The organism is Vibrio sp. 10N.222.52.C3, from assembly GCF_041474195.1.
GTDB classification, from domain to species: Bacteria; Pseudomonadota; Gammaproteobacteria; order Enterobacterales; family Vibrionaceae; genus Vibrio; species Vibrio crassostreae_C.
In genome coordinates, this window is sequence record NZ_JBFRTQ010000024.1 from 49820 (window position 1) to 57061 (window position 7242).

General features: G+C 43.5%; 7 protein-coding genes. 3 read left to right on the top strand and 4 right to left on the bottom strand.

Features of this window, described 5'->3' with window-relative positions:
* The first annotated feature begins 414 nt into the window (after positions 1-414).
* The 3 genes from AB4517_RS03740 to AB4517_RS03750 all read left to right on the top strand — a co-directional run bounded on the left by AB4517_RS03740 (position 415) and on the right by AB4517_RS03750 (position 3250).
* Positions 415-1374 carry a TRAP transporter substrate-binding protein gene (locus AB4517_RS03740; RefSeq protein WP_017063537.1) on the top strand — a complete coding sequence of 320 codons (960 nt, stop codon included), beginning with the start codon at positions 415-417 and terminating at the stop codon, positions 1372-1374.
* Between the two features lie 67 nt (positions 1375-1441).
* Positions 1442-1921, top strand: coding sequence for a TRAP transporter small permease (locus tag AB4517_RS03745; protein ID WP_017094468.1), 480 nt, complete (start codon positions 1442-1444; stop codon positions 1919-1921).
* A gap of 21 nt (positions 1922-1942) precedes the next feature.
* Positions 1943-3250 carry a TRAP transporter large permease gene (locus AB4517_RS03750; protein ID WP_372147915.1) on the top strand — a complete coding sequence of 436 codons (1308 nt, stop codon included), beginning with the start codon at positions 1943-1945 and terminating at the stop codon, positions 3248-3250.
* A gap of 101 nt (positions 3251-3351) precedes the next feature.
* On the opposite strand, the gene AB4517_RS03755 is transcribed toward AB4517_RS03750, so the two are convergent.
* The 4 genes from AB4517_RS03755 to AB4517_RS03770 all read right to left on the bottom strand — a co-directional run.
* Positions 3352-4671 carry a dicarboxylate/amino acid:cation symporter gene (locus AB4517_RS03755; protein ID WP_017078211.1) on the bottom strand — a complete coding sequence of 440 codons (1320 nt, stop codon included), beginning with the start codon at positions 4669-4671 and terminating at the stop codon, positions 3352-3354.
* A 310-nt stretch (positions 4672-4981) separates the two neighbouring features.
* Positions 4982-5788, bottom strand: coding sequence for a tryptophan synthase subunit alpha (trpA, locus tag AB4517_RS03760; protein WP_017069986.1), 807 nt, complete (start codon positions 5786-5788; stop codon positions 4982-4984).
* Entirely contained in the window at positions 5788-6978 is a 1191-nt protein-coding gene (gene trpB / locus AB4517_RS03765) for a tryptophan synthase subunit beta (protein ID WP_017063541.1), read from the bottom strand. Before trpB ends, trpA begins: the two co-directional genes overlap by 1 nt.
* 131 nt (positions 6979-7109) lie before the next feature.
* Positions 7110-7242: hypothetical protein (locus tag AB4517_RS03770; protein WP_372147916.1), on the bottom strand; the 133-nt coding region annotated here is incomplete at its 5' end.

The following is a 7242-nucleotide window of genomic DNA, read 5'->3' on the forward strand; positions in this document are numbered from 1 at the left end:
ATCGCAGTTCACGACTCGCTTTATCAATCGATGAGACCTTCTTTGTCCGTGCTTAATAACTGATTTTAAGATCTTAAAATAACACAAATTTGCGCGTAATTTTTGCTAATAGACTGTTCTAAAAGCAGTTGAAAGCGCTCGGAATTCCCCAAAAATCCGAAGTTAGACTGCTTAATGGTCTAATTGGTGCCAAATATGATTGGTATCACAATCAATTCAGCTCTCTGGCAAATAGATGAACCTTAGCTCACAAAATATACACATAGTATTGTAATACAAAATATATGAAGGTAAGAATATTGTAATGAAACGTTACTGCTATGAGCGATGTGCAATTGAACGTTAGATTTCAAACTTAGCTATAGCGTTGCATATAAAACTGTACCTCTTACAAAATGGATTCTGGAGAAGAACATGAAAAAACACCTACTGACGATTGCAGCGGCTTCAATTCTGATGGCATTTGGCGCTCAAGCAAAAACTTTGACGTTAGGGCATGCAATGTCATTAGAAAGCGCAGCTCACCAAGGCATGGTGATCATGGCTGATAAAGTGAAAGAAAAATCGAATGGTGAACTTACGATTAAGATCTTTCCAAACGGTCAATTAGGCTCTGAACGTGACCAAGCGGAGCAGGTTGTTACTGGCGCGATTGATATGGCCAAAATCAATGGTGGGTTAGCCGAATCTTTTGAACCAACGTTTAAGGTTAATGCACTGCCTTTCTTATTCCGTGACGTTCCACATATGAGAACCTTCATGCGAAGTGAAGCTGCACAAGAGATGCTGCTTTCAAGTGAAGGTAAAGGCTTCATCGGTCTTACGTTCTATGACTCAGGCACACGTAGCTTCTACGCTAAAAAAGCCATTAACTCACCGGCTGATCTAGCTGGCATGAAAGTTCGAGTTCCGGGTTCTCCAACCATGATGGAAATGGTTAACCTATTAGGTGGTAAAGCAACGCCTGTACCTTTCAATGAGGTATACACGGCGCTGCAACAAGGCGTAATTGACGGTGCTGAAAATAATATTTCTAGCTTAGTTGAAATGAAACACAGTGAAGTTGCCAAATTTTACTCTATGGATCAGCACATGATGACACCTGACGTGATCATCATTTCAGAATACAAATGGGGTTCATTAACGGCAGAAGAGCAAAAAATCTTAAAAGAAGCTGCTGCTGAGTCTCTTGAAGAGCAGATCAAAATCTGGGACGCAACAGATGACATGAACAAAGAGAAAGGAATGAAAGAAGGCGTAACGTTTGTTGAAGTTGATAAAGCCCCTTTCCGTGCAGCTGTTAAACCTATGATTGATGAGGCGAAAAAAGATCCAAAACTAGCTCCATTCATTGAAAAAATTGAAGCTCTTTAATCAGTCTTAGTGAAAATATAATTTTGCCTTGGCTTTGCTAAGGCAAAATTTTTTGAGGTATCACACCATGTTAGCAACTTTCAGAAACCTACTTGATAGGCTGATTCTTTTTGTCTCTTCTTTTGCACTAATGTTACTTGTCGTTACTGTCACTTGGCAGGTCTTTAGTCGTTATGTTTTGAATGATCCAAGTAACTGGACTGATGAACTTGCTCGTTATGCGATGGTATGGCTTGGCTTATTAGGAGCAAGCTACTTATTCGGTATCAAAGGACACTTAGCAATAACGTTATTGGATGGTTATCTTAAGGGTAAAGCACATATCGCATTACATGTGCTCATCAATTTCATTTCTGGCGCATTTGTATTTCTAGCAATGCTTCAAGGTGGCATCGCCTTAATGGGAAGAACCACACAACAACTCTCTCCAGCACTGCAATTACCGATGTCGACGGTTTATTCAATATTGCCGATTTCAGCCGTTATTATCCTCATCTATTTGGTCATGAATACGTTTGATCTTTTTTGTGAACCCAACAAAAAGTAAGTTTTTAAAGGACTCTATATTATGGATTTGTCCATTGGTGTTTGGCTGCTAGGCCTATTCTTATTCATGATCGCGATAAGCATGCCGATTGCGATTGCAATTGCCATGTCATCTTTAACGATCATGTATTTCATTTTACCGTTTGAAGTCGCGAGTATTACTGCGGGTCAAAAAATCATTACCGGTATCGATAGTTTCAGTTTATTAGCCATCCCTTTCTTTATCCTCGCAGGTAACATAATGAATGTGGGTGGCATCGCGAGTCGGCTTATCAACCTTGCAAAGCTCTTGGTTGGTTGGATCCCGGGCTCACTTTTTCACGTGAACATCTTCGCCAATATGATGTTTGGCGCTGTTTCAGGATCAGCCGTTGCAGCAGCTGCTGCGGTTGGTAAAACCTTAGGTCCTGAATTAGAAAAAGATGGCTATGATAAAAACTTAGCAACAGCAGTAAACGTTGCATCTTGCCCGGCAGGCTTACTAATACCGCCGAGTAATTCATTGATCGTATTTTCAGTGGTATCGGGTGGAACATCCGTTGCGGCGCTGTTTATCTCAGGTTATGTCCCAGGTATTTTAATGGGCTTAAGCTGTATGGTCGTCGCCTATTTTATCGCTAAAAAGAAGGGCTACAAAACAAGTGCGAATGACGGCTTCACAGCGAAAGATGTGCTGAATATTGTTTGGCAAGCAACGCCAAGCTTAGGGCTTATTGTTGTGGTTATTGGCGGTATTATTGGTGGTGTTTTCACTGCGACAGAAGGGGCGTGTATCGCGGTTCTTTACTCTTTTATACTGTCACTCTGTTACCGAACTCTTAAATGGGCACACTTCCCGATAATTTGTAGAGAAACCGTTCAGGTTACTGGCATTATGCTGTTCTTGATTGGTGCTTCTACCATTATGTCATGGGCAATGGCGTTTACCGGTCTACCGACCATGATCAGCGATTGGATGCTCTCTATTTCAGATAATCCGATTATCATCTTTATTCTGATGAATCTGATCCTACTGATTGTGGGTATGTTTATGGATCTTACGCCTGCCGTATTGATCTTTACCCCTATCTTTATGCCGATTGCTGAGCATTTAGGCATGCATCCAATTCACTTTGCGATGATGATTATTTTCAACTTATGTATTGGCATTGCAACGCCACCCGTTGGTACGGCGCTATTTGTAGGTTGTAGTGTCAGTGGCTCCAAGATTGAGAATGTTATAAGAAGTATCATGCCGTTTTGTGCCGTATTGATCGTCACACTGTTGGCTATTACTTTTATTCCTGAAATTAGTTTGGCTCTGCCCCGTGCGTTTGGACTCATCAATTAGCCTGACAAGGGTAAGATTTACCGAATCAATATCGATCATTACCTAATAAAAAACCGCCTCATGAAGGCGGTTTTATTTATCAATCAAACTGAAGCTTAATATTACGCTTGCTGTTTTTGTAGCTCAGCTTCTTTCGCTTCGTCTTCGATTAGAGAATCAACGATGACTGCACATGCTGCATCACCAGTGATGTTTAGAGCAGTACGGATCATGTCGAAGATACGGTCTAGAGCGAACAACAGAGGTAGACCTTCAATAGGGATACCAGCTGCTAGAAGAACCGCAACCACTAGGAAAGAAGGACCTGGAACACCTGCTTGACCAACTGCGCCTAGAGTCGACGTTACGATGATAGCAATGTAAGCACCCATAGACAGGTCGATGTTGAACAGCTGTGCGAAGAAGATAGCAACTAGGCCGTAGTAAATTGCGTTACCAGACATGTTGATCGTCGCACCAAGTGGCAGAACGAATGAAGCCGTAGAGTTACGAACGCCAAGTTCTTTCTCTACCGTTTCCATTGTTACTGGCAGTGTCGCCATTGAAGAGGCTGTTGATAGTGCAACCGCTTGAGGTTTCTTCATTGCCACTAGGAACTTCTTAGCTGAAGTCTTAGTGAAGATTTGAATCATTAGCGGGTAAGCCACAAAGCCGAAGATCAGAATCGCAGCGATGTAAACAATGAACAGCTTGAACACGACCATAAGTGCGCCAAAACCGAATGTACCGACTGCTTCTGCCATTAGGCCAAATACACCAAGTGGTGCAATGATCATAACCTTGTTGATCATCCATACCATAGCGTCAACAATCGCGTTTACGCCATTGATGATTGGGTCACGTTTTTCTTTCGCTTGTTTAGAAATCGCAATACCGAAGAATAAGCAGAAAACGAGAATTTGCAGAATGTTAGCTTCGTTCAGTGATTGGAAAACGTTGGTAGGGATCATGCCCGTGATGGTTGCCCAGAACGTTGGAAGTTCGCCTTTCGCAGCGTATTCAGAAGAGAACATACCTTCAACGCCAGAAACATCGATACCACGACCCGGTTCGAATACTTCACCCATTACAAGCGCTAGTGCTACAGCAAGTGCAGACGTTAGTGCAAAGTAACCCAGTGTAACCACACCAACTTTACCTGCCGATGAGCTATTACCTAGACCTGCAGCACCTGAAATTAGGGCAACTGCGACTAGAGGAATAACCAGCATCTTGATTAAATTGATGAAGATTGCGCCCAGTGGAGCGAACATTGTTGCGCTGTCACCCATCATTGCACCGACAGCGGTACCGATGATCATTGCAATAACGACTTGAACGCCGATGTTGCTTAGTAAACTCTTTTCTTTTAACACTTCCATAACCTCTGTGCTACTAAATATAAAAATCCCAGAACTACTCACCAATGTACGATGTACCATTGGATTAATATTTCGCGAGAAGTTTTACACGTATCTTTTACATTTATCAATATGAGCAGAGATGAAAGAACACCAAAAAGCAGTAATCAAATGTCATTTGATGATTTTTCACACTAAAGCAAACGTTTGCTTTTTGATTTGTCATTATTTTTATAAATGGTGGTGATGTTTTGGTGGGGTATTATAGGTGTGCTACAGGTTTGTATGAGGTGTTGTTTTTATCAGAAATTTAACAATTGAGAGGGTTTGGACGTGTTCTCGGAGAAAAACTCCCACAGCGCTAATTATCGCACTAGTGGGAGCCTATTTATTATTTTTGCGTTGCCGCTTTCATTGGCGTAACAAACTCAGCAAGTGCTTTAAGCATTGCTTCTGGTTGTTCAACGTTGTTTTCAATGATTTTCACAACCGCAGAGCCAGAGATAGCACCAGCAGCGCCAGCTTCGATGGCTTCTTTTACTTGCTCAGGAGCAGAGATACCGAAACCAAGCAGTGCTGGTGGCGCATCAAACTTGTTCAAACGGTCAAGTAGGGCTGTCACAGGCATGTTTGCTTTGGTTTCTGCACCCGTTACGCCAGCACGAGAAAGTAGGTAAGTGTAACCACCACCTAGCTCAGAAACCGATTGAAGCGTCTCATCACTTGCTGTTGGTGGAGCAATAAAGATTGGGTGAATACCAAACTTCTTAGCTGCAGCAACAAACTCGCCACTCTCGTTGGTTGGTACATCAGCAATCAATACTGAATCGATACCTGCATTCGCACAACGCTCGTAGAAGTTCTCGATACCACGTGCGTACACCAAGTTTGCGTACATCAGTAGGCCGATTGGCAGATCTGGGTATTTAGCACGAATTTGACCAATAAGATCAAAACACACATCTGGCGTTACTTTTGAATCTAACGCGCGAATATTTGCGCCTTGGATTGTCGGGCCATCTGCAAGCGGATCGGAGAATGGAATACCAAGCTCAAGTGCATCTGCACCCGCTTCAACCAAAGTTTCCATGATCTTAAGCGATTGCTCAGGGTTAGGATCGCCAACCGTTACGAATGGTACAAATGCGCCCTGATTCTTTTCAGCTAAGCGAGTGAAGAGTGATTGATAGCGATCCATTATAATGCTCCTTTCTCTTTAAGAATGTCGTGTACAGAGAAGATGTCTTTATCACCACGACCAGATAGATTAACCACTAATAGCTGTTCTTTCTCTGGGTCATCGTGAGCCATTTTAACAGCATGAGCCAAAGCATGAGATGACTCTAGCGCTGCGATAATACCTTCTTTACGTGCAATCAATTGGAACGCTTCTAGCGCTTCGTCGTCGGTCACGTTGTCGTATTCAGCACGGCCAATAGCATTTAGGTGCGCGTGTTGAGGACCAACTGATGGGAAGTCTAGACCCGCAGATACAGAGTAAGACTCTTCTACTTGGCCGTTCTCATCTTGCATCAGTGGCGCTTTCATGCCGAAGAAGATACCGGTTTTACCGTGCTTAAGCGGCGCGCCGTGTTGGTCGGTATCAATACCTTTACCAGCCGGCTCTACACCGATTAGGCGAACAGTTTCTTCTTCAATGAAATCCGCAAACATACCGATAGCGTTCGAACCACCGCCGACACACGCGATAACCGCATCAGGAAGGCGACCTTCACGAGCTAGAATTTGGTTCTTCGTTTCTTCACCAATCATGCGTTGGAAATCACGAACAATCGTTGGGAATGGGTGAGGGCCCGCTGCAGTACCCAATAGGTAGTGCGCGTCTTCATAAGTTGCCGACCAGTCACGTAGCGCTTCGTTACATGCATCTTTTAGCGTTGAAGAGCCAGAATGAACAGGGATAACCTCTGCGCCCATTAGCTTCATACGGAACACGTTCGGGCTTTGACGTTCAACGTCTTTTGCACCCATGTATACACGACACTTAAGACCTAGTAGAGCACACGCTAGAGCCGTTGCCACACCGTGTTGGCCTGCCCCAGTTTCAGCGATGATTTCCTGCTTACCCATACGTTTTGCTAGCAATGCCTGACCAAGAACTTGGTTTGTCTTGTGAGCACCGCCGTGAAGTAGATCTTCACGCTTTAGGTACAGTTTGGTTTTTGTACCTTTTGTTAGGTTGCGTGCTAGCGTTAGCGCCGTTGGACGACCAGCGTACTCTTGAAGAAGCGTCATGAATTCGCTGCGGAACTCAGGATCGGCTTGTGCATCGATAAATGCTTGTTCAAGTTGGTCTAGTGCTGGCACTAGGATCTGCGGTACGTATTGACCACCGTATTCACCAAAGTAGGCATCGAGTTTAGCCATTGTGTTATTCCTTCAATTCTACTGATGTGTATTCACACCAAGTCATTTAATCTTGTTTGAGCTTCGCAAAAGGCAAAGCTCACAAATATGTTTTTAGTTTCTGCTTTCTAATTTCTAGCGCCGAGTTTGGACTAGTAATTGCGAATCGCTGCAAAAGCACGTTGCAGTTTGTCTGCGTCTTTTTTTCCTGGAGCGGATTCAACGCCAGAGTTTAGGTCTAATCCTAAGCAACCCAACTTAGCGGCTTGGTTAGCATTTTCTGGG

Bases quoted from the DNA above. Each gene is read 5' to 3' on its own strand.
- AB4517_RS03740 (WP_017063537.1), top strand. From the start codon at position 415: ATGAAAAAACACCTACTGACGATTGCAGCGGCTTCAATTCTGATGGCA.
- AB4517_RS03745 (WP_017094468.1), top strand. From the start codon at position 1,442: ATGTTAGCAACTTTCAGAAACCTACTTGATAGGCTGATTCTTTTTGTC.
- AB4517_RS03750 (WP_372147915.1), top strand. From the start codon at position 1,943: ATGGATTTGTCCATTGGTGTTTGGCTGCTAGGCCTATTCTTATTCATG.
- AB4517_RS03755 (WP_017078211.1), bottom strand. From the start codon at position 4,671: ATGGTACATCGTACATTGGTGAGTAGTTCTGGGATTTTTATATTTAGT.
- trpA (WP_017069986.1), bottom strand. From the start codon at position 5,788: ATGGATCGCTATCAATCACTCTTCACTCGCTTAGCTGAAAAGAATCAG.
- trpB (WP_017063541.1), bottom strand. From the start codon at position 6,978: ATGGCTAAACTCGATGCCTACTTTGGTGAATACGGTGGTCAATACGTA.